Annotated in this window: 21 protein-coding genes; 15 read left to right on the forward strand and 6 right to left on the reverse strand. The window is 66.1% G+C overall.

From position 1 onward, the window contains the following. Positions 1–9: 9 nt before the first annotated feature. Together AWC17_RS26680 and AWC17_RS26685 are read left to right on the forward strand one after the other, a co-directional pair. A complete protein-coding gene (locus tag AWC17_RS26680) occupies positions 10–726 on the forward strand; it encodes an acetoacetate decarboxylase family protein (RefSeq protein ID WP_046183803.1) in 717 nt (238 codons plus the stop codon). A 2-nt stretch (positions 727–728) separates the two neighbouring features. Further along, positions 729–1,916 (forward strand): cytochrome P450, encoded by a 1,188-nt coding sequence (locus tag AWC17_RS26685; RefSeq protein ID WP_082123004.1) that lies wholly within the window; start codon positions 729–731, stop codon positions 1,914–1,916. 206 nt (positions 1,917–2,122) lie between these two features. On the opposite strand, the gene AWC17_RS26690 is transcribed toward AWC17_RS26685, so the two are convergent. After that, positions 2,123–2,977 (reverse strand): crotonase/enoyl-CoA hydratase family protein, encoded by an 855-nt coding sequence (locus tag AWC17_RS26690; RefSeq protein ID WP_046183801.1) that lies wholly within the window; start codon positions 2,975–2,977, stop codon positions 2,123–2,125. A 34-nt stretch (positions 2,978–3,011) separates the two neighbouring features. Here AWC17_RS26690 and AWC17_RS26695 point away from each other — a divergent pair, with 34 nt between their 5' ends. From AWC17_RS26695 to AWC17_RS26710, 4 genes are read left to right on the forward strand one after another with little or no spacing between them, the layout of a single operon-like run. Continuing rightward, a complete protein-coding gene (locus AWC17_RS26695) occupies positions 3,012–4,652 on the forward strand; it encodes an acyl-CoA synthetase (protein ID WP_085165459.1) in 1,641 nt (546 codons plus the stop codon). A 9-nt stretch (positions 4,653–4,661) separates the two neighbouring features. Beyond that, positions 4,662–5,429, forward strand: a complete 768-nt coding sequence (locus AWC17_RS26700) for a fructosamine kinase family protein (RefSeq protein WP_085165461.1) — start codon at positions 4,662–4,664, stop codon at positions 5,427–5,429. Between the two features lie 23 nt (positions 5,430–5,452). Continuing rightward, on the forward strand, positions 5,453–6,277 hold the full coding sequence (locus AWC17_RS26705; protein WP_085165462.1) for an amidohydrolase family protein: 825 nt from the start codon (positions 5,453–5,455) through the stop codon (positions 6,275–6,277). Continuing rightward, the gene (locus AWC17_RS26710) at positions 6,274–7,824 is read left to right on the forward strand and encodes an acetolactate synthase large subunit (protein ID WP_085165464.1); all 1,551 of its coding nucleotides are present in this window, start codon (positions 6,274–6,276) and stop codon (positions 7,822–7,824) included. Before AWC17_RS26705 ends, AWC17_RS26710 begins: the two co-directional genes overlap by 4 nt. On the opposite strand, the gene AWC17_RS26715 is transcribed toward AWC17_RS26710, so the two are convergent. The 5 genes from AWC17_RS26715 to AWC17_RS26735 form a co-directional block, all read right to left on the reverse strand. After that, positions 7,810–8,523 carry a serine hydrolase gene (locus AWC17_RS26715; RefSeq protein WP_046184746.1) on the reverse strand — a complete coding sequence of 238 codons (714 nt, stop codon included), beginning with the start codon at positions 8,521–8,523 and terminating at the stop codon, positions 7,810–7,812. The two genes, AWC17_RS26710 and AWC17_RS26715, sit on opposite strands and share 15 nt — an antisense overlap. 110 nt (positions 8,524–8,633) lie before the next feature. Continuing rightward, a complete protein-coding gene (locus tag AWC17_RS26720; RefSeq protein ID WP_082123062.1) occupies positions 8,634–8,858 on the reverse strand; it encodes a hypothetical protein in 225 nt (74 codons plus the stop codon). Then, positions 8,845–10,389 (reverse strand): long-chain-fatty-acid--CoA ligase FadD17, encoded by a 1,545-nt coding sequence (gene fadD17, locus AWC17_RS26725; RefSeq protein ID WP_047321911.1) that lies wholly within the window; start codon positions 10,387–10,389, stop codon positions 8,845–8,847. The genes AWC17_RS26720 and fadD17 overlap by 14 nt, the downstream gene beginning before the upstream one ends. Positions 10,390–10,393: 4 nt before the next feature. Beyond that, positions 10,394–11,491, reverse strand: a complete 1,098-nt coding sequence (locus tag AWC17_RS26730; RefSeq protein WP_047321910.1) for an acyl-CoA dehydrogenase family protein — start codon at positions 11,489–11,491, stop codon at positions 10,394–10,396. A 26-nt stretch (positions 11,492–11,517) separates the two neighbouring features. Continuing rightward, positions 11,518–12,696 carry an acyl-CoA dehydrogenase gene (locus AWC17_RS26735; RefSeq protein WP_085165466.1) on the reverse strand — a complete coding sequence of 393 codons (1,179 nt, stop codon included), beginning with the start codon at positions 12,694–12,696 and terminating at the stop codon, positions 11,518–11,520. A 200-nt stretch (positions 12,697–12,896) separates the two neighbouring features. Between AWC17_RS26735 and AWC17_RS26740 the strand changes: the two genes are divergently transcribed. The 9 genes from AWC17_RS26740 to AWC17_RS26780 all read left to right on the forward strand — a co-directional run bounded on the left by AWC17_RS26740 (position 12,897) and on the right by AWC17_RS26780 (position 21,811). Beyond that, the gene (locus AWC17_RS26740) at positions 12,897–13,088 is read left to right on the forward strand and encodes a ferredoxin (protein ID WP_046184757.1); all 192 of its coding nucleotides are present in this window, start codon (positions 12,897–12,899) and stop codon (positions 13,086–13,088) included. Positions 13,089–13,121: 33 nt separating this feature from the next. Then, complete coding sequence (locus tag AWC17_RS26745; RefSeq protein WP_046184750.1) at positions 13,122–14,033, forward strand: 3-oxoacyl-ACP reductase; 912 nt, start codon at positions 13,122–13,124, stop codon at positions 14,031–14,033. Positions 14,034–14,272: 239 nt separating this feature from the next. Then, positions 14,273–15,037, forward strand: coding sequence for an MlaE family ABC transporter permease (locus tag AWC17_RS26750; protein WP_046184751.1), 765 nt, complete (start codon positions 14,273–14,275; stop codon positions 15,035–15,037). Between the two features lie 7 nt (positions 15,038–15,044). Beyond that, positions 15,045–15,887, forward strand: a complete 843-nt coding sequence (locus AWC17_RS26755; RefSeq protein WP_046184752.1) for an MlaE family ABC transporter permease — start codon at positions 15,045–15,047, stop codon at positions 15,885–15,887. 18 nt (positions 15,888–15,905) lie between these two features. Continuing rightward, entirely contained in the window at positions 15,906–17,108 is a 1,203-nt protein-coding gene (locus AWC17_RS26760; protein WP_046184753.1) for an MCE family protein, read from the forward strand. Continuing rightward, complete coding sequence (locus AWC17_RS26765) at positions 17,108–18,160, forward strand: virulence factor Mce family protein (protein ID WP_046184754.1); 1,053 nt, start codon at positions 17,108–17,110, stop codon at positions 18,158–18,160. Before AWC17_RS26760 ends, AWC17_RS26765 begins: the two co-directional genes overlap by 1 nt. Beyond that, positions 18,150–19,214 (forward strand): virulence factor Mce family protein, encoded by a 1,065-nt coding sequence (locus AWC17_RS26770; protein ID WP_141224805.1) that lies wholly within the window; start codon positions 18,150–18,152, stop codon positions 19,212–19,214. Before AWC17_RS26765 ends, AWC17_RS26770 begins: the two co-directional genes overlap by 11 nt. Beyond that, positions 19,211–20,656 (forward strand): virulence factor Mce family protein, encoded by a 1,446-nt coding sequence (locus tag AWC17_RS26775; RefSeq protein WP_047321909.1) that lies wholly within the window; start codon positions 19,211–19,213, stop codon positions 20,654–20,656. The genes AWC17_RS26770 and AWC17_RS26775 overlap by 4 nt, the downstream gene beginning before the upstream one ends. After that, the gene (locus tag AWC17_RS26780; protein WP_085165468.1) at positions 20,657–21,811 is read left to right on the forward strand and encodes an MCE family protein; all 1,155 of its coding nucleotides are present in this window, start codon (positions 20,657–20,659) and stop codon (positions 21,809–21,811) included. It begins immediately after the preceding gene. Positions 21,812–21,814 lie beyond the last annotated feature (3 nt).

Below are 21,814 nucleotides of genomic sequence, written 5' to 3' on the forward strand. Positions count from 1 at the left end.
ATTGGCCCGATGACAGCCTCGCAGCACACCATCGCGGGCACGGTACTCACGATGCCGGTGAAGATCCGCCAGGCAAATCAACACATGGCGATGTTCTCCGTCGACGCCGATGCCGCGCAGCGGATGATCGATTACAGCGGCCTGCAGGTGTGCCGCTACCTTCCCGGCCGCGCGGTCGTGGTGCTGATGTTGATGCACTACATCGACGGCGACCTGGGCCAGTACCACGAGTTCGGTACCAGCGTGATGGTCAATCCGCCGGGTTCGAAGGCGAGCGGGCTTGGTGCCCTGCGGTCGGCCGGCGCTTTCATCCACCACCTCCCCGTCGACCAGGCGTTCACCCTGGAGGCGGGAACCAAGATTTGGGGATATCCGAAAGTGATGGCGGACTTCAAGATTCGAGAGGGCCGTGAGTTCGGCTTCGACTGCAGTGTCGACGGGCAACTGGTGATCGGCATGGACTTTCGTCGCGGCCTGCCGATTCGGCTGACGCCGCGACAGCAGGCGCAGCGCAGCTACTCGCACCGCGACGGCATCACCCGCGAGACCGCGTTTGAGCACACGCTGGACGGTGTACGGACCCGGCTTGGCGGCGTGCGCGTCCGGCTGGGCGATCATCTTTACGCGAAAGAGCTTGCATCGCTTGGTCTTCCGAAGCGCGCGATGCTGTCCAGCTCTGCTGATCAGGTGCAGATGACATTCGGCGATGCCCAGGAGATCTCATGACCATGACCAAACCAGACGTCGACCTGACGGACGGGACTTTCTACGCCGGCGACTCTCGGCCCATCTACAAGTGGATGCGCGAGAACGAGCCGGTCTTTCGGGACCGCAACGGCTTGGCCGCGGCGTCGACGTATCAGGCCGTGATCGAGGCCGAGCGCAACCCCGAGCTGTTCTCGAATGCTGGCGGCATCCGCCCCGACCAGCCGGGGGTCGAGATGATGATCGAGATGGACGATCCGCAGCATCTGTTGCGCCGCAAGCTCGTCAACTCCGGCTTCACCCGTAAGCGCGTCAAAGACCTGGAGCCCTCGATCACCTCGCTGTGCGACACGCTGATCGACGCGGTGTGCGAGCGCGGCGAGTGTGACTTCGTCTGGGACCTGGCGGCGCCCCTGCCGATGGCGGTCATCGGCGACATGCTCGGCGTGCGCCCCGAGGAACGCACGATGTTCCTCAAGTGGTCCGACGACCTGGTCGGCGCGTTGAGCAGCACCGCGGCCGAAGCGGATGTCCAGGTAACGATGGATGCCTTCGCCGCTTACAGCCAATACATGATGGGGATGATCGAGGCCCGCAAGAAGGAACCGACCGACGACCTGGTCAGCGTCCTCGTGCACGCGGAGGTCGAGGGCTCACGGCTCGAGGACCACCAGATCGTCACCGAGGTGCTGCTGCTGCTGATTGGAGGCGACGAGACCACGCGGCACACGCTGTCCGGCGGTACCCGACAGCTGGTGCTGCACCCCGATCAGCACAAGCGTCTGGCGAGTGATCTCAGCTTGTTGCCCAACGCGATTGAAGAGATGCTCCGCTGGACCGCGCCGGTGAAGAACATGGCACGCACGATCACCGCCGACACCGAATTCCACGGCACCCAGCTGCACCAGGGCGAGAAGATGATCCTGCTGTTCGAGTCGGCGAACTTCGACGAGAAGGTCTTCGACGACCCGGAAACCTTCAACATCGAGCGCTACCCGAACAACCACCTCGCGTTCGGCTTCGGCACGCACTTCTGTCTCGGCAACCAGCTCGCCCGTCTGGAGCTGTCGATCATGCAGACGCGCCTGTTGCAACGCCTGCCGGACATGCGGCTGGCCTCGGACGCCGACCTGCCCCTACGGCCGGCCAACTTCGTGTCCGGCCTGGAGAAGATGCCGGTGGCGTTCACGCCAAGCGCGCCGCTGGGCTAAGCGCCCCTCCTGCGCTCGCCGCCGCGGGGGCCAGTCACACCTGCACCACTGGCCCCTGGCGGCGGCGACACCCGTTGTGCCCGCCTCCGAGCGACAACGCGTCGGCGCCAGGTGCCGGCCGCACACCGTGTGGTGGTTGTCGCTCGGAGGCGGGCAACCAGCCGGCCCGCGAATCCAGGGGCCAGTGGTGCGGATGTGACGAAATGTCAGCGGTTCTGGAAGTTGGGCTTGCGCTTCTCGGCGAATGCCCGGGGGCCTTCCTTGGCGTCGTCGGACAGGAACACCTTGATGCCGATCTGGGTGTCGATCTTGAAGGCCTCGTTCTCGTGCATGCCCTCGGTCTCGCGGATCGCCCGCAGGATCGCCTGCACGGCCAGCGGGCCGTTGTTCTCGATGATCTCGGCGATCTCGAGCGCCTTGGTCAGCGCCTGCCCGTCCGGCACCACGTGTCCGATCAGGCCCATCTCCTTGGCCTCGGCGGCGGTGATGTGCCGGCCGGTCAGCAGCAGGTCACACGCGACCGTGTAGGGGATCTGCCGTACCAGCCGCACGGCCGACCCGCCCATCGGGTACAGGCTCCACTTGGCCTCCGAGATGCCGAACTTGGCGCTCTCACCGGCGATGCGGATGTCGGTGCCCTGCAGGATCTCGGTGCCCCCGGCGATCGCGGGTCCCTCGACGGCCGCGATGAGCGGCTTGGTCAGCCGGCGGCCCTTCAGCAAAGCGTCGATTCGCGAGGGGTCGTAGCTGCCGTCCTTGAACGACTCACCCGGCGGCTTCTTGGTTGCCGCCTTGAGATCCATCCCGGCGCAGAAGTAGCCACCGGCCCCGGTCAGGATGCAGCAGCGGATTTCCGGATCGTTGTCGACGCGGTCCCAGGCCTCGACCATGATTTCCATCATTTCGGTGCTCAGGGCGTTGCGGGCGTGCGGCCGGTTCAGCGTGACGATGAGGGTGTGACCCCGCTGTTCCACCAGCGCGTCGGGGCCGGATTGCTCGTTTGCTGGGACCCCACCATTCTGCAAAGCCACGGCTACCGCCTTTCCGTCGACGAGGGGCATGAGCTTGTCAAGAAATGTAACACGTTCTAATTTGGTGGCCGTGGCCCTGAATATTGCCGATCTCGCAGAGCACGCTATCGACGCTGTGCCGGACCGTGTCGCCCTGATCTGCGGCGACGAGAAGCTGACCTACGCCCAACTGGAGGAAAAGGCCAACCGCCTGGCCCACTACCTGATCGATCAGGGGGTGAAAAAGGACGACAAGGTCGGGCTGTACTGCCGTAACCGGATCGAGATCGTGATCGCGATGCTCGGCATCGTGAAGGCGGGCGCCATCCTGGTGAACGTCAACTACCGCTACGTCGAGGGCGAGCTCCGCTACCTGTTCGACAACTCTGACATGGTCGCCCTGGTCCACGAGCGCCAGTACTCCGACCGGGTGGCCAACGTGCTGCCGGACACCCCCAACGTCAAGACGATCCTCGTCATCGAGGACGGCTCCGACAACGACTATCAGCGTTACGGCGGCGTCGAGTTCTACTCGGCGATCGCGCAGGGTTCCCCCGACCGCGACTTCGGCGAGCGCAGCGCCGACGACATCTACCTGCTCTACACCGGCGGTACCACCGGCTTCCCGAAGGGCGTGATGTGGCGCCACGAGGACATCTACCGGGTGCTCTTCGGCGGAACCGACTTCGCGACAGGCCAATTCGTCGAGGACGAGCACGACCTGGCCAAGGCCGCGGCAGCCAATCCGCCGATGGTCCGCTACCCGATTCCGCCGATGATCCACGGTGCCACCCAGTCGGCCACCTGGATGTCGATCTTCTCGGGCCAAACCACCGTGCTCGCACCGGAATTCAACGCCGACGAGGTGTGGCGCACGATCCACGAGCACAAGGTGAACCTGCTGTTCTTCACCGGCGACGCGATGGCGCGCCCGCTGCTCGACGCGCTCGACACCGACCACGACTACGACCTCTCGTCCCTGTTTCTGCTCGCCAGCACCGCGGCGTTGTTCTCGCCGAGTATCAAGGAAAAGCTCCTCGAGCTGCTACCGAACCGGGTCATCACGGACTCAATTGGCTCCTCCGAGACCGGGTTTGGCGGCACCAGCATCGTCGCTGCGGGTGCGCCGAACAGCGGTGGCCCCCGGGTCACCATCGACCACCGCACCGTCGTGCTCGACGAGGAGGGCAATGAGGTCAAGCCTGGATCGGGTGTGCGCGGCTTCATCGCCAAGAAGGGCAACATTCCGGTCGGCTATTACAAGGACGAGAAGAAGACGGCCGAGACATTCCGGACCATCAACGGAGTGCGCTACGCCATCCCGGGGGACTATGCAACGGTCGAGGCAGACGGGACGGTCACCATGCTGGGCCGCGGCTCGGTGTCGATCAACAGTGGCGGAGAGAAAGTCTATCCCGAGGAGGTCGAGGCCGCGCTCAAGGGCCATCCCGGCGTCTTCGACGCTCTAGTGGTCGGTGTGCCCGATCCCCTTTACGGGCAGCATGTGGCCGCCGTCGTAGCGCCCCGGTCAGGGGCTCGGCCAACACTGGCGGAGCTCGACCGCTTCGTGCGTTCCCATATCGCCGGATATAAAGTGCCACGTAGCCTTTGGCTGGTCGACGAGGTGAAGCGCTCGCCGGCCGGCAAACCGGACTACCGCTGGGCCAAGGAGCAGACCGAGGCGCGGCCCGCCGACGACGTGCACGCAGCACACGTTTCTGCCTGACCGCGGTCGTTGGCCGACTTCGTCAAGCAGCACCCGGCCGCGCCCAGCGGCTACTTCGCGTGGGAAGCCGCCGGATTGCGATGGCTGTCCGGCGTTGACGGCGGTGTGCTGTGCGCGCACGTCGTTTCCGTCGACGCGACGAGCCTGACCCTGCGGCGGCTTGATTCGGTGACACCGACCCCCGACGCGGCGCACGCGTTCGGCGGCCGGCTCGCCGTCACGCACGACGCGGGTGGCCCTGCGTTCGGTGCCGGACCCGACGGATGGGACGGACCCGGGTTCTTCGGGCCGCTGTCCGAGCCGCTGCCGATGTCGCTGCTGCGGCACCCCCGCTGGGGCGAGTTTTACGCCGAGGAGCGACTGATCCCGATGGCCGAGCTCGCGGCGGCGCGGCTCGACGCTGCCACCCGCTCCGCGATCGATTCCGTCGTAGCGCGTTGCCGCGCGGGCGACTTCGACGACGGTGACCGGCCCGCACGATTGCACGGCGACCTGTGGAGCGGCAACGTGATGTGGACGCCCGACGGGGTGGTGCTGATCGACCCGGCCGCGCACGCCGGCCACCGCGAAACCGACCTGGCCATGCTCGCACTGTTCGGTTGCCCGCACTACGACGCGGTCCTCGACGGTTACCAGTGGGTGCGGCCACTGAAAGACGGTTGGCGCAACCGGATCGGGCTGCACCAACTCTTTCCGCTGCTGGCGCACGTAGTGCTGTTCGGTGGCGGGTACGCGCAACGGACGCACGCGGCCGCCCGCGCGGCACTGGCCGCGTAACGTCCGTCTACTGTTGGATCTCTATGACGGTCGATGTGTGGATGCAGCACCCGACTGCGCGGTTCCTGCGCAGCGACATGTTGGCATCCCTGCGACGCTGGACCGGCGATTCCATACCGGACGCCGACGTCCCGATCGAGGCGAGCATCGCGACGATGGACGCGGCCGACGTCCGCTTCGGCCTGCTCAGCGCGTGGCGCGGCCCCGGCGGTCAGGATCTGATCTCCAACGACGAGGTCGCCGAATGGATTAGCCTGCATCCGAAGCGGTTTGGGGGCCTGGCCGCGGTCGATCTCGACCGCCCGATGGAAGCGGTCCGCGAACTGCGGCGCCGCGTCGGAGAAGGATTCCTGGGCCTGCGGGTGGTGCCGTGGTTGTGGAACGCGCCGCCTACCGATCGCCGCTACTATCCGCTGTTCGCCGAATGCGTGGAGCTGGGGGTGCCGTTTTGCACCCAGGTGGGTCACACCGGCCCCCTGCGGCCATCGGAGACCGGCCGCCCGATTCCCTACATCGACCAGGTCGCCCTCGACTTTCCCGAGCTGGTGATCGTGTGTGGCCACGTCGGGTATCCGTGGACCGAAGAGATGGTCGCCGTCGCCCGCAAGCATCAGAACGTCTACATCGACACGTCCGCCTATACGCTCCGCCGGCTTCCACTGGAGCTTGTCCGGTTTATGAAAACCGGTACCGGACAACGCAAAGTCTTGTTCGGCACCAACTACCCGATGATGAGCCACGCGCATGCCTTGGCGGGATTGGCGGACCTCGGCCTGTCCGACGAGGGCCGCCGAGACTTCCTGCACGACAACGCCGAGCGCGTTTTCAAACTGGAGGCAAATTCGTGAACGGTGCCCAGGCCCTGATCAACACCCTGGTCGACGGTGGCGTCGACGTGTGTTTCGCCAACCCGGGCACCTCGGAGATGCACTTCGTGGCCGCACTGGACACCGTGCCGCGAATGCGCGGCGTGCTGGCCCTGTTCGAGGGTGTCGCGACCGGCGCGGCCGACGGCTACGCCCGCATCGCCGGTCGGCCGGCCGCCGTTCTGCTGCACCTGGGCCCCGGCCTGGGCAACGGCCTGGCGAACCTGCACAACGCCCGCCGCGCTCAGGTGCCGATGGTGGTGGTCGTCGGCGACCACGCCACGTATCACAAAAAGTACGACGCCCCACTGGAATCCGACATCGACGCGCTCGCCGGCACGGTCTCGGGGTGGGTGCGGCGCACCGAACGCACCGCGGACGTCGCGTCCGACGCCGCCGAGGCGATCGCCGCCAGCCGCGCGGGCTCGCAGGTCTCGACGTTGATCTTGCCCGCCGACGTGTCCTGGTCGGACGGTGCGCAACCCGCCGACACCATGCCCGCGCAACCCGCGGGGGCCGAGCCGCGGTTGGCGTTCGAGGTGATCGAGGTGCTGCGCTCGGGGGAACCGACCGTGCTCATGATCGGCGGCGACGCCACCCGCGGTCCGGGTCTTGCCGCCGCCGCCCGGATCGCGCAGGCGACGGGGGCCCGGTTGTTGTGCGAGACGTTCCCGGCGCGGCTGGAGCGGGGCGCGGGGGTTCCCGCCGTCGAGCGATTGGCCTATTTCGCCGAGGCCGCGACCGCCCAACTGGACGGCGCCAAGCATCTGGTGCTGGCGGGCGCCAAGTCGCCGGTGTCCTTCTTCGCCTACCCGGGCATGCCCAGCGACCTGGTCCCGGCCGGCTGTGAGGTGCATCTGCTCGCCGAGCACAGCGGTGCCGCCGAGGCGCTTGCCGCGGTGGCCGACGAGGTGGCGCCCGGAACCGTTGCGACCGTGGCGGCCCCGGCGCGGCCACAGCTGCCGACGGGTGCCCTGACGTCCGCGTCGGCGGCCGACGTGATCGGGGCGCTGCTGCCGGAAGGGGCGATCGTGGTCGACGAGTCGAACACCTCCGGTGTGCTGCTCGGCCAGGCCACGGCCGGGGCGCCGGCCCATGACTGGCTGACGCTGACCGGCGGGGCGATCGGGTACGGCATCCCGGCCGCGGTGGGCGCCGCGGTGGCCGCCCCCGATCGCCCGGTGCTCTGCCTGGAATCCGATGGGTCGGCGATGTACACGATCTCAGGGTTGTGGACTCAGGCGCGGGAAAACCTCAACGTGACCACCGTGATCTACGACAACAGCGCCTACGACATCCTGCGGATCGAGTTGGCGCGGGTGGGCGCCGGATCGGCTCCGGGGCCCAAGGCGCTTGACCTGCTCGACTTATCGCGCCCCACAATGGATTTCGTCAAGATCAGCGAGGGGATGGGAGTGCCCGCCCGCCGGACCACCACTGCCGAGGAACTCGCCGACGCGCTGCGTCAAGCCTTGAGCGAGCCCGGGCCGCACCTGATCGACGCCGTGGTGCCGTCAATAACGGGCTAGCCCGGGAAGTCGGCTGAGGACCCACTCCGACATTGTGTTGAGGACGTCGACGCCGGTCTCCAACACCCCGTCGTGAACCTTGGCCGCCAGAGCCACGCCCCACTGCCCCGATGGCGTGGGCACGATCCCGAATTGCCGCACCAGGTAGTCACCATGCATCCCCGGCCCCCAACCGCCCTTCGCCGGATGGCCTTTGGCGGCCAGCCCCCACCGATGGCCGCCGGTGAGGCGCTGCATCAGGTCGATGACGTCGGCCGAGTCGGGGATCGACGGCAGCTCGGCCGCGAACCGGGCCTGCCGCTGCAGGGTCCATTGCGTTTGGCCGAACGCGGTGTACCCACGCCGAAGCCGACGCGATTCGACCACGGTGGCGGTGTCACCGCCCTCGGCGATCACACCCTGCACCCGCCGCGCCGCTTCCCCGGGATCGCCCAAGTGAGACCACAGTTGCTCCGACGCGCGATTGTCGGATTCCGTGATGGCCTTGACGGCCAGGTCCTTGGCGTGCAGCCAATCGCTGCGCAGCGCCGCGATCGCCAACGGCACCTTGATCGTCGACCATGCGACACCGGACCACCATCGGCCCAGCGAGTAGGTGCGATCCGGTCGGGCGATCGCAATGCCGACGTCCGCCGGCACCGCGGCGGACACCTGTTCAAAGCTCGCTTCGAGCGCGGTCTCCAGGGGCCGGGAAGTCATGCGCTGATCGGACCAACCATCGCGTCTCCTTCGATCCCGACATGTCTGTGCAGTGTCGCATTATCGTCGACGGTCTTAACGCGCAGTGCGACAAGGGTGACGGCGCGCCGCTAGCTCGGCGGCAGTGGCGGCAGCGGCAGCCCCGGCTCCGGCGGAGGTGGCTGCCACGGATCAGGCTCCGGCGTCTGCGGTGCCCACACCAGCGGCGGTGGCGGCGGCAGTGGAGGCGGCGGTGGCACCGGATCCGCGGCGGCGAAACCGGCGCCCAACCCGAGCGCGGCGGTACCGAAGGAAGCAAGGAGGGCGGACCCGGCGATCGCCTTACGGAGTTTCATGCGCGGACGTTCCCCTCCCCGTTTGCGGCTGGATCCGCACCACCGGATCGTCGCAGTCGACCCCTTGCGCCGCCAACTGGCGCTTGAGCACCTTGAACGTCACCGTGCGCGGAAGTTCGGCGCTGACCCTGACGTACGACGGCCACTGCTTGGGCCCCAGGTCGGGCTGCTCGGCCAGGAAGGCGCGAAACTTCTCTGCATCGAACTCGCCGCCCGGCGTCAGCACCAACGCGGCCATCACCTGGTCACCGACCACTGGATCCGGCACCGCGTACACGGCCACCTCGGTCACGTCGGGATGCCGCAGCAGCACCCGCTCGATCGGGGCCGCGCCCAGATTCTCACCGTCGACCCGCATCCAATCACCGAGCCGCCCAGCGAAGTACGCGTAACCGGCGTCGTCGCGGTAGGCGAGGTCGCCAGTGTGGTACACGCCGCCCGCCATCCGCTCGGCCTCGGCGGCCTCGTCGTTGTAGTAGCCCTCGAAACGGCCCGGGCCGGCGGTGTTCACCAGCTCGCCGACTACGCCCGCCAGACAGGGTGCACCGGTATCGGGGTCGACGATCTCGACTCCTTCGGGCAGGGGACCCAACGCACCGTCCGGGGTGTCGGGAGTTCGCGCGATCGCCACACCGCCTTCGGTGGAACCGAAACCGTCCTGCACGACGCAGCCGAACCGGCGTGCGAAGCGTTCGACATCGCGCGGCACGCCCTCGTTGCCGTACACCGCTCGCAGCGGGTTGTCCGCATCGTCGGGCTGTTCGGGCGTGGCGAGCACATACGACAGGGGCTTGCCGACGTAGTTGGCGTAGGTGGCGCCGAAGCGGCGGACATCCACCATGAAGTTGGAGGCAGAGAACTTGCGCCGCAACGCCAGTGAGCCCTGGCAGGCCGCCGCCACCGCCCAGCCGACCAACACCGCGTTCGAATGAAACAGCGGCATCGACACATAGCAGACGTCGTCGCGGCCGAGATCGAATCGCTGGGTCATCGTCACGCCCGCGATCGCAACCTTGCCGTGGCTGCACTTCACCGCCTTGGGCTCGCCACTGGTGCCCGAGGTGAAGATGAGCATGAAAAGGTCGGCGGCCGTTGCGGATTGGAAACGCGGCTCGGCATCGCGATGCGCGGCCACCTCGTCGGCCCACTCGGTGGAATCGACGTTCACGTGATCGATGTCACCCAGTGCGGCAGCCGAATTCGAGTCAGCCAGCACCACTTGGCAGTCGGCGTGGGCGACGTCGCGGGCCAGCGCGTCGCCGCGACGCACCGGGTTGAGCCCGACCGGCACGATCCCGGACATGCCGGCCGCCGTCAGCATCGCCGAGAAGAACGGCGTGTTCTCCAACAGCACGCCGACGTGTGGCGGCTTCGCCGGGTCGAGGCGTTCGCGCAGCGCCGCCGCGATCGCGGCGCCGTGGCGCAGGTGATCGCGCCAGCTGGTGTAGGAGTCCTCGAAATAGACGCCCCGGTCGCCGATCTCAGCCAGTGGTACCAGCAGTTTGGTGACCGTGGGGTCCGGAGGAAGCACGAAGCTAGGCAGGGGTTTCCGCCAGCTCGCGGCCGATCCGGCGCAGCTGACCCGTCGCCCCGCCCAACGCGAATTCGGCCTCCTTGGCGGCCAGGAAATAGCGGTGTACCGGGTGATCGGTGTCGACGCCGACGCCGCCGTGCACGTGCACGATGGTGTGTGCCACGCGGTGCCCGGCGTCGGCGGCCCAGAACGCGGCACTGGCCACGTCGATGTCGGCGGGTAAATCCTCGGAGACCCGCCAGGCCGCCTGGGTCAGCGTGAGCCGCAAGCCCTTGACGTCGATGTAGCCGTCGGCCAGCCGCTGGGACACCGCCTGGAAGCTGCCGATCGGGCGATCGAACTGCTCACGCTCGCGGGCGTATTCGGCGGTGAGCTGCAGTCCGCGTTCCAGCACGCCCAGCTGGAAGGCGCTGCGGCCCAAGGCCGCAAGCGTGTCGAGCCAGGTCACGACCTCCGCACCGCCAACCATCCGGGTGCCGTCCACTGCGGTGCCGTCCAGCGTCAGGTGCCCGACGCTGCCCAGGCCGGTGGTCTCCAATGCCGTCACCGAAACCCCGGGGTCGCCAGCAGTGACCACGAAAACGGCGGTGCCGGAATCGGTCTCGGCCGGAACGAGGAAGGCGTCGGCCGCCGGCCCGAAGCCGACCTGGGTGCGGGTACCGGTCAGGCGGTAGCCCTCACCGGCGCGGGTGGCCTGCACCGGACCCTCACCCATTTCGCCCAGCAGCGCGACGGCGAGGACCTTCTCACCGCTGACCGCCGGGGCGCCCCAATCCTGTTGCAGCTCTTCGGTGCCGAAACGGGCTAATGCGCCGGCGCCCAGCATCACCGACTCCAGGTACGGCACGGCCGCCAGCTGGTGGCCCAACGCCACCAGGATGGCGACCTGCTCGAGCACCCCGAATCCGTCGCCGCCCACCGAGGTGGCCGAGGCGCTGGTCAGGATGCCGGCGTCGATGAGCTTGCCCCACAGCTCGCGGTCGAACCGTTGGTCGAGCTTGTCGAGCTCACGCTGGTGCTCCGGTGTGCATACCGAGTTCACGATCGTGTCGACCAGGCCGCCGAGATCGTTCGCCGCTTCGGTTGTCGAAAAGTCCATCGATGTTCGTCCTTAGGGAGAGGGGCTCAGCGGTTCCGGGGCAGGCCCAGTGCGACCATGCCGATGATGTCGCGCTGCACTTCGTTGGCGCCGCCGCCGAAGGTCAGGATCAGGCACGCCCGGTGCATCCGCTCGACCCGGCCGCGCAGCAGCGCGCCCGGCGAATCCTGGCGCACCGTAGCCGCGGTCCCCAGCACCTCCATCAGCAGCCGGTACGCCTCGGTGGCCAGCTCGGTGCCGTACACCTTGGCCGCCGACGCATCGGCCGGCGACAGGGACTCGCTATTCGACGACGCCAGTTCCCAGTTGATCAGCTTGAGCACTTCGGCCTTGGCGTGTACGCGGGCCAGGTTGATCTGCACCCACTCCGAGTCGATCAGCCGGGCCCCGCCGGCGTCCTTGGTGTTCTGCGCCCACTCGCGAACCTCGCGCAGGGCCAGGAAGATCGGTTGCGCCGACACCAGGGCGACGCGTTCGTGGTTGAGCTGGTTGGTCACCAGTTTCCAGCCGCCGTTCTCCTCGCCGATCAGGTTGGTCACCGGCACCCGCACGTCGGAGTAATAGGTGGCGCTGGTGTCCACACCGGCCATGGTGTGCACAGGCGTCCAGGAGAAGCCCTCGGCCGTCGTCGGCACGACCAGCATCGAAATGCCGCGGTGCTTCTTCGCCTCGGGATTGGTGCGGACCGCGAGCCAGACCCAGTCGGCGTACGCGATCAGGCTGGTCCACATCTTCTGGCCGTTGATGACGTAGTCGTCGCCGTCGCGGACGGCGGTCGTACGCAGGTTGGCCAGGTCGGTGCCGGCGCCGGGCTCGGAGTAGCCGATGGAGAAGTGCAGTTCGCCGGCGGCGATCTTGGGTAGGAAGAATTTCTTCTGTTCCTCGGTGCCGAACGCCATGATGGTCGGCGCCACACTGTTGATCGTCAGGAACGGCACCGGCACACCGGCAATCGCGGCCTCGTCGGTGAAGATCAGCGAGTCCATCGGCGAGCGGTCCTGGCCGCCGTACTCCTTGGGCCAGTTCAGGGTGAGCCACCCGTCCTTGCCCATCTGCGCAACGGTGTCGCGATACGCGGTGCCGGTCCCGACCTCGCCCTGCGTCGAGTGCAGCGCCTCGCGACGCTCCGGGGTCATCAGCGTGGTGAAGTACGACCGCAGCTCGCGACGCAGCTCCTCCTGTTCAGGGGTGTAACTGATGCGCATTCCAGCCGTCCTTTGTTAACGTGACACGCCTCGACTAGCCGACGTTACTCGGCCGACGACTACCCGTTCGTATTCCCGGTTGTAACACGTTCTAGTCTGAGATTCCAGCGACCGTTTCCCCAGCGGTATCGGGGCCCTATGGTGGTCCTAAATACTGATGGGGCATGTCCTCAGGTGAGGCCAGGTGCAAGGAGGGTGCTGTGCGGGTGATCGTCGACCGTGACCGGTGTGAAGGAAACGCAGTGTGCATGGGTATCGCGCCGGACATCTTTGACCTGGACGACGACGATTACGCCGTCGTGAAGCTCGACCCGATTCCCGCCGATCAGGAACAGCTTGCCGAGCGGGCCATCGCCGAGTGCCCGCGCGCGGCGCTGCAGCGCGAAGACTGAAGTGCGCCACCAGGAACTAGAGGTATTCATAAATTGACTAGCAGCACGAACGCGACCGATCTCTCCGGAAAGGTCGCGGTGGTGACCGGTGCCGCCGCGGGACTGGGGCGGGCCGAGGCGCTTGGCCTGGCCCGGCTCGGCGCCACCGTGGTCGTCAACGACATCGCCGCGGCCCTCGATGCCTCCGACGTCATCGACGAGATCAACACGGCCGGCTCCAAGGCCGTCGCGGTGGCCGGCGACATCAGCGAGCGCGCAACCGCCGACGAGCTGGTCGCCCAGGCCGACGGGCTCGGTGGACTGGACATCGTGGTCAACAACGCGGGGATCACCCGCGACCGGATGCTGTTCAACATGTCCGACGAGGAGTGGGATCTGGTGATCGCGGTGCACTTGCGCGGCCACTTCCTGCTGACCCGGAACGCGGCCACCTACTGGCGCTCCAAGGCCAAGGACGCGGGGGGAACCGTCTTCGGCCGCCTGGTCAACACCGCGTCCGAGGCGGGGTTGGTCGGCCCGGTGGGGCAGGCCAACTACGGCGCCGCCAAGGCCGGCATCATTTCGCTCACGCTGACGGCCGCGCGGGCGCTGGGCCGCTACGGCGTGTGCGCCAACGCGATCTGTCCGCGCGCCCGCACCGCCATGACGGCCGACGTCTTCGGTGCCGCACCGGAAGTGGAGGCGGGCGGGATCGACCCGCTGTCGCCCGAGCACGTGGTCAGTCTGGTCAAGTTCTTGTCATCTCCGGCGGCGGCCGAAGTCAACGGCCAGGTGTTCATTGTTTACGGGCCCCAGGTAACACTGGTCGCGGCGCCGACCGCGGAGCATAGATTCAGCGCTGAGGGACCGGCCTGGGAGCCCGGGCAACTGAGCGCAACGCTGCAGGAGTACTTTGCTGGGCGTGATCCGGAGCGGAACTTTTCCGCGGTCGGGCTTATGGGGTAGTAACTGTGTGAGGTTACTTAGCACGGGGGGGAATCAGCGTGTAGAACGTGTGTCAATTTGGAATGACGCAAGTGCGTCTGACCTGGCAAATTAACGTTTTAGACAAAGCAATGCTGTTCATTGACACCATTAACTTGTTCTGAGTTAATATGATCCGGCTCACACCGAGCCGCATGCGACGGAAGACACCGCTAAGGCGACGCACAGACTTCGCCGCGAGCAGCCGAGGGGGAGCCGAGTTGATTGAACAACTTTCGGTTCCCGCTCGCGCCGTCGGCGGGTTCTTCGAAATGATGCTCGACACCGGCCGCGAGACTTTTCGCCGGCCGTTCCAATTGGGCGAATTCTTGGAACAGACGTGGATGATCGCGCGCGTGTCGCTGGTCCCGACGCTGCTGGTATCCATCCCGTTCACCGTGCTGGTGGCGTTCACCCTCAATATTCTGCTGCGCGAAATCGGGGCCGCCGACTTGTCTGGCGCCGGAACGGCATTCGGCACCATCACCCAGTTGGGTCCGGTGGTGACCGTGCTCGTCGTGGCGGGTGCCGGTGCCACCGCGATCTGCGCCGACCTCGGTGCGCGCACCATCCGCGAAGAAATCGACGCGATGCGGGTGCTCGGCATCGACCCGATCCATCGACTCGTGGTACCCCGGGTGCTGGCATCCACTGTCGTCGCGCTCTTGCTCAACGGCTTGGTGTGCGCCATCGGTTTATCCGGTGGCTACGTCTTCTCCGTTTTTCTGCAGGGCGTCAATCCGGGTGCGTTCATCAACGGGTTGACCGTGCTGACCGGGCTGCGCGAGCTGGTGCTCGCCGAGGTCAAGGCCCTCCTGTTCGGCGTAATGGCCGGGTTGGTCGGCTGTTATCGCGGCCTGACCGTCAAGGGCGGACCCAAGGGCGTCGGCAATGCGGTCAATGAAACGGTCGTCTACGCGTTCATCTGTCTGTTCGTCATCAATGTGGTGATGACAGCCATCGGCGTGCGAATCTCGGCGAAGTGAGTACTCGATGAGCTACGACGTCACCTACCGGTTGCGCACCCTCGCCTCCCGGTTACAGGAGCCGGTCGACGACTTCGGTGAGCAGGCCTTGTTCTACGGGCAAACGGTGCGTCATGTCCCTCACGCGATCACCAAGTACCGCAAGGAGACGGTCCGGTTGATCGCCGAAATGACAATGGGCGCTGGGGCGCTCGTCATGATCGGCGGCACGGTCGGCGTCGCGGCCTTCCTGACATTGGCCTCCGGCGGGGTCATCGCCGTGCAGGGATACTCGTCGCTGGGCAACATCGGCATCGAGGCGCTGACCGGCTTCCTGTCGGCTTTTCTCAACGTCCGCGTGGTCGCGCCGGTGATCGCCGGCATCGCGCTGGCGGCCACCATCGGTGCCGGTGCCACCGCGCAACTGGGCGCCATGCGAGTGTCCGAAGAGATCGACGCGGTCGAATGCATGGCGGTGGAATCCGTTTCCTACCTGGTGTCCACCCGGCTGATCGCCGGACTCATCGCAATCATCCCGCTGTATTCACTGTCGGTGCTGGCCGCGTTCTTCGCCGCGCGCTTCACCACGGTGTACATCAACGGGCAGTCCAAGGGCCTCTACGACCACTACTTCAATACGTTCCTCATACCGTCGGACCTGCTGTGGTCGTTCCTGCAGGCGATCGTCATGTCTATCGCGGTGATGCTCGTCCATACCTATTACGGCTACAACGCCAGCGGCGGACCGGTCGGCGTCGGCATCGCGGTCGGCCAGGCTGTGCGGACCTCGCTGATTGTTGTCGTCGTCATCACCCTGTTCATCTCACTCGCCGTTTACGGCGCGTCCGGCAACTTCAACCTCTCCGGGTAAGAGGACCGCTTAAGGAACATGGCAGAAACAGGAACGCGACGTACCCCCGTCCGGCTGGCGGCCGCAGTGCTTGCCAGCCTGATTTTGGCGTTCGCCGCCGTGACTTACCTTTCCTACACAGCGGCTTTCGCTTCGATCGACACGGTTACGGTCTCGGCTCCCCGGGCCGGGCTGGTGCTGGAAAAGGGCGCCAAGGTCAAGTATCGCGGCATCCAAATCGGCAAGGTCGAAACCATCGACTACTCCGGTGACCAGGCGCGGCTGACGCTGAGCATCAACAGCAACGACATGCACTTCATCCCGTCCAATGTGACGGTGCATATCGCGGGGAACACCATCTTCGGCGCCAAGTCGGTGGAATTCCTTCCGCCGCAGAACCCTTCGCCGACCTCCCTGCGCCCGGACGCGCACGTCGCGGCCTCGGCGGTGCAGCTTGAAGTCAACACCTTGTTCCAGTCGCTGATCGACCTGCTGCACAAGATCGACCCGGTCGAACTCAACGGGACGTTGAGCGCGCTGTCCGAAGGTCTGCGCGGTCACGGCGACGACTTCGGCGGCATCCTGTCGGGCCTGAACACGCTGACGCGCCAGACGAACCCGAAGCTGCCCGCGCTGCAGGAGGACTTCCGTAAGGCGGCGGTGGTCGCGAACATCTACGCCGACGCCGCTCCCGATCTCAACACCGTCTTCGACAACCTGCCGACAATCAACAAGACCGTCGTCGACCAGCAGAACAACCTGAACGACACGCTGTTGGCCACGATCGGCCTGGCCAACAACGCCTACGAGACGTTGGAGCCGGCCGAACAAAACTTCATCGACGCGATCAACCGGCTGCGGGCGCCCCTGAAAGTGACCGCCGACTATTCACCGGAATTCGGCTGCCTGTTCGCCGGCATCGAGCGCGGTATCAAGGAATATGCCCCGCTGATCGGTACCGTCAAAGCCGGTTTGTTCACGTCGTCGAGCTTCGTGCTGGGCGCGCCGTCGTACACGTACCCCGAGTCCCTGCCGATCGTCAACGCCTCCGGCGGTCCGAACTGCCGCGGGCTGCCGGACATTCCGACCAAGCAGACCGGCGGGTCGTTCTTCCGCTCCCCGTTCCTGGTCACCGACAACGCCAATATTCCGTACGAGCCGTTCACGGAACTGCAGTTTGACGCGCCTTCGACGCTGCAGTTCTTGTTCCACGGCGCCTTCGCGGAACGGGACGACTTCTGATGGCGGCCGGGGATATGCCGACGCACCGCTCGATGATGATCAAGGTCAGCATCTTCACGGTGGCCATGCTGCTCGTGTCCGCGGGACTGGTGGTGGTCTTCGGCGACTTCCGGTTCGGCCCCGAAAGCACTTACCACGCAACGTTTACCAATGTGTCGCGGTTGAAGGCGGGCCAGAAGGTACGCATCGCCGGCGTGCCGGTCGGTGCGGTGTCCGGCGTGAAGCTCAACCCGGACAACACCATCGACGTCTCGTTCGAAATCGACAAGCGTTATACGCTCTATTCCTCCACGCGCGCGGTGGTCCGCTACGAAAACCTGGTCGGTGACCGGTATTTGGAGGTCACCTCGGGCCCGGGAGAGCTGCGGAAGCTGCCTCCGGGCGGGACGATCAACGCCCAACACACCCAGCCCGCGCTGGATCTCGATGCGCTGCTGGGCGGCCTGCGGCCGGTGCTCAAAGGCCTGGACGCGGACAAAGTCAACACGATCAGCAGCGCCGTCATCGAATTGCTGCAAGGGCAGGGCGGCGCGTTGTCCAACGTGCTGGCCGACACCAGCGCGTTCTCGTCGGCGCTGGGCCAGCGTGACCAACTCATCGGTGACGTGATCAACAACCTCAATACGGTGCTCAAGACCGTCGATCAGCGCAGCGCCCAATTCTCGACCAGTGTGGACCAGTTGCAGCAACTGATCAGCGGGCTGGCCAAGAACAAGGACGACATTGCGGGCGCTATCCCTCCGCTTGCCTCGACGACGACGGATCTGACCGAGCTGCTGCAGAATTCACGCCGGCCGCTGCAAGGCATCCTGGAAAACACCCGGCCGCTGGCGACCGAACTGGACAACCGCAAGGCCGAGGTCAACAACGACATCGAGCAGCTGGGCGAGGATTATCTGCGGCTGGCTGCGCTGGGTGCATACGGGTCGTTCTTCAACATTTACTTCTGCTCCGTGACAATCAAGATCAACGGCCCAGCCGGCAGCGACATTCTGCTGCCCCTTGGTGGCCAGGTGGATCCCAGCAAGGGGAGGTGCGCTTTTGCCAAGTAACGCAAAGCGTGAGCGCGATCCGCTGCGCACCGGCATCTTCGGGGTGGTGCTGGTGGTGTGCGTCATGCTCATCGCATTCGGCTACGCGGCATTACCGTTTTGGCCGCAGGGAAAGATCTACGACGCCTATTTCTCTGACGCCGGCGGTATCAATCCCGGTAACGCGGTGTATGTCTCAGGCTTCAAGGTCGGGAAGGTGACGTCGGTCGGCCTGGCTGGAGACAGCGCCAAGATCAGCTTCAGCGTGGACCGCCATGTCGCCGTCGGGGATCAGTCGCTTGCCGCGATCCGCACCGACACCATCCTCGGTGAGCGCTCCATCGCAGTGACGCCGGCCGGCACCGGCAGGGGAACCACGATCCCGCTGAGTCGCACGACTACGCCCTACACGCTCGCCGGCGCGCTGGAGGATCTGGGTCAAAACGCCAACAACCTGAACAAGCCTCAGTTCGAGCAGGCGTTGAATGTCTTGACCGACACGCTGCACGACGCGACTCCCGAACTGCGCGGTGCGCTCGACGGTGTGACGACGCTGTCGCGCACCCTGAACCGCCGTGACGAGGCGCTGCAAAGCCTTCTGGCGCATGCGAAGTCCGTGACGGGTGTGCTGTCTCAGCGCGCCGACCAAGTCAACAAATTGATCGACGACGGTAACGAGTTGTTCGCCGCGCTCGACGAGCGGCGCGCCGCCCTCGGCCGGCTGATTTCGGGGATTCAGGGCCTGTCGGCACAGATTTCCGGCTTCGTCGCCGACAACCGTAAGGAGTTCGGCCCGGCGCTGAGCAAGCTCAACGACGTGCTGACCAATCTCAACGAGCGCCGCGACTACATCACCGAGGCCCTCAAGCGGCTGCCGACCTACGCCACCGAGCTGGGTGAGGTCGTCGGGTCCGGACCGGGATTCAACGTCAACGTCTACGGTGTCCTACCGGCGCCGCTGGTCGCGACGATGTTCGATTTCTTCTACCAGCCCGGCAAGATGCCCGCCAGTCTCGCCGATTACCTGCGCGGCTTAATCCAGGAACGCTGGATCATCAGGCCGAAGTCGCCATGATGCAGCGGATCGCCGGCAGTCGAGGGCTGCGCTACAGCACCGCCATCGCGCTCATCGCGGCGCTGGTGGGCGGCGTGTATGTGCTGTCGTCAACCGGCAATACGCGCAGTATCGTCGGCTACTTCACGTCCGCCGTCGGGCTGTACCCCGGCGACCAGGTCCGCGTCCTCGGGGTTCCGGTGGGCCAGGTCGACACTATCGAGCCGCGGCCCACCGACGTCAAGATCACCATGTCGGTGTCCAAGGACGTGAAGATCCCGAAGGACGCCCAGGCCATCATCATGTCGCCGAACCTGGTGTCGGCGCGGTTCATTCAGCTGACACCGGCGTACACCGGCGGTGCGGTGCTGCCCGACGGCGGCAGCATCGGCCTCGGCCGCACCGGGGTTCCGGTGGAGTGGGACGAGGTCAAAGAGTCGCTGACCAAATTGGCCGTGCAGCTCGGTCCCACCACGGGATCGATGCAGGGACCCTTGGGCCGGGCGATCAACCAGGCGGCGGACACGTTGAACGGCAACGGCGAGTCCTTCCACAACGCCCTGCGCGAACTCTCGCAAGCCGCTGGGCGGCTGGGGGATTCACGCAGTGACATCTTCGGCACGGTCAAGAACCTTCAGGTTCTGGTCAACGCGCTCTCGGCGAGTAACGAACAAATCGTGCAGTTCGCCGGAAACGTCGCCTCGGTGTCCCAGGTGCTCGCCGACAGCTCGCGCCACCTCGACACCACCCTGGGCACACTCAACAAGGCACTCTCCGACATCCGCGGGTTTCTGCACGAGAACAACTCGACCATCATCGATACGGTCAACAACCTCAACGACTTCGCGAAGACGCTGAGCGACCAAAGCGACAACATCGAGCAGGTGCTGCACGTGGCGGGCCCCGGCATCGCGAACTTCTACAACATCTATGACCCGGCGCAGGGCACGCTCAACGGCCTGTTGTCGATCCCGGAATTCGCCAACCCGGTGCAGTTCATCTGCGGTGGATCCTTCGAAACGGCGGCCGGGCCACGCGCGCCCGACTACTTCAAGCGCGCCGAGCTGTGCCGTGAACGGCTGGGACCGGTGCTGCGCCGGCTCACTGTGAACTACCCGCCGATCATGTTCCACCCGCTCAACACGATCACGGCCTACAAGGGCCAGATCATCTATGACACCCCGGAAACCCAAGCCAAGTCGGCGACTCCAGTCCCCGAGCTCACCTGGGTCCCGGCCAACGGTGCCAAGGCGCCACCCGCCGCCCAGAACCCGGCGGATCTGCAGGCCCTGCTTGTCCCGACGGCCCCGCAGACCGGCCAGGCGCCCGGTCCGGCGCCGGCCTTGGGTAATGCCGGACCCGCGCCCGGTCCTACCGCGGGGAGCGCCTTCGGGCCGCTACCGGGACCGCCGCCAGGCCAGGCGCCTGCACCGCCGTCGCCTGCTGGCGGAGGGGGCGGCTAAATGAACCGAATGTGGTTGCGCGGCAGCGCTTTAGCGGCGGGCAGTGTGCTGCTGGCCGGCTGCCAATACGGCGGGCTGAACTCGCTGTCGATGCCAGGCACCGCCGGTCATGGCGGCGGCGCCTACTCGATCACCGTCGACCTGCCCGACGTGGCGACGCTGCCGCAGAACTCGCCGGTCATGGTCGACGACGTCACCGTCGGCAGTGTCGCCGGCATTCAGGCCGTGCAGCGCTCCGACGGTTCTTTCTATGCGGCAGTGAAATTGGCGTTGGACAAGAACGTCGTGCTGCCGGCCAACTCGACGGCGACGGTCGCCCAGACGTCGCTGCTGGGTTCGATGCACATCGACCTGGCCCGCCCGAAGGGCAAGCCCGCCGTCGGCCAACTGACCGACGGGTCGAAGATCTCCGAGTCCAACACCGGCCGCTACCCCACCACCGAGGAGGTGCTGTCGGCCCTCGGCGTCGTGGTGAACAAGGGCAATGTCGGTGCCCTGGAAGAGATCACCGACGAGACCTATCAGGCCGTCGCCGGCCGGCAAGACCAGTTCGTCGACCTGGTTCCCCGGCTGGCGGAACTGACCGCCGGACTCAACCGGCAGGTCAATAACATCATCGACGCGGTCGACGGCTTGAACCGATTCTCGGCGAGCCTGGCGCGCGACAAGGACAACCTGGGCCGGGCGCTGGACACGCTACCCGACGCGATTCGCGTGCTGAACAAGAACCGCGACCACATCGTCGAGGCGTTCTCCGCGCTCAAGAAACTGGCGACGGTGACCTCGTATGTGCTGGCAAAAACCAAGGTGGACTTCGCCGCCGACCTCAAGGACCTGTACGCGGCCGCCAAGGCGTTGAACGACAACCGGAAGAACTTCGTTACGTCGCTGCAGCTCTTGCTGACGTTCCCTTTCCCCAACTTCGGGATCAAGAATGCGGTGCGCGGCGACTACCTCAACGTGTTCACCACCTTCGACCTCACGCTGCGCCGGCTCGGTGAAACATTCTTCACCACGGCGTATTTCGACCCGAATATGGCCCACATGAACGAGATCCTCAATCCGCCCGACTTTTTGGTCGGCGAACTGGCCAACCTGTCCGGACAGGCGGCCGACCCATTCAAGATTCCGCCCGGCACGGCTTCAGGACAGTAGGGG

Source organism: Mycobacterium nebraskense (assembly GCF_002102255.1).
Taxonomy (GTDB): domain Bacteria; phylum Actinomycetota; class Actinomycetes; order Mycobacteriales; family Mycobacteriaceae; genus Mycobacterium; species Mycobacterium nebraskense.